General features: G+C 45.4%; 2 tRNA genes. Both read left to right on the plus strand.

Annotated elements, in window-relative coordinates:
- The first annotated feature begins 31 nt into the window (after positions 1–31).
- Positions 32–102, plus strand: a tRNA-Cys gene (locus AB3I20_RS12780).
- A 19-nt stretch (positions 103–121) separates the two neighbouring features.
- Positions 122–206: transfer RNA gene (locus AB3I20_RS12785), tRNA-Leu, on the plus strand.
- The last annotated feature ends 56 nt before the right edge of the window (positions 207–262 follow it).

Genomic DNA, 262 nt, shown 5'->3' on the forward strand with positions numbered 1-262 from the left:
TATAAATTTTATAGATTGATAATCGTATAATGGCGGTATAGCCAAGTGGTAAGGCAGAGGTCTGCAAAACCTTCATCACCGGTTCAAATCCGGTTACCGCCTTAGTACAATTTATCGAAATGCCGGCGTGGCGGAATTGGCAGACGCGCTGGACTCAAAATCCAGTGCCCGTTGAGGGCGTGCCGGTTCGACCCCGGCCGCCGGTATTACTAAGATGTTTTCATCTTAGTTTTTTACTGGGGAATTAAATAACATATGTATG

Origin of the sequence: Enterococcus sp. C50 (genome assembly GCF_040887505.1) — a bacterium.
In the GTDB taxonomy this organism is placed as follows: Bacteria; Bacillota; Bacilli; order Lactobacillales; family Enterococcaceae; genus Enterococcus_B; species Enterococcus_B thailandicus.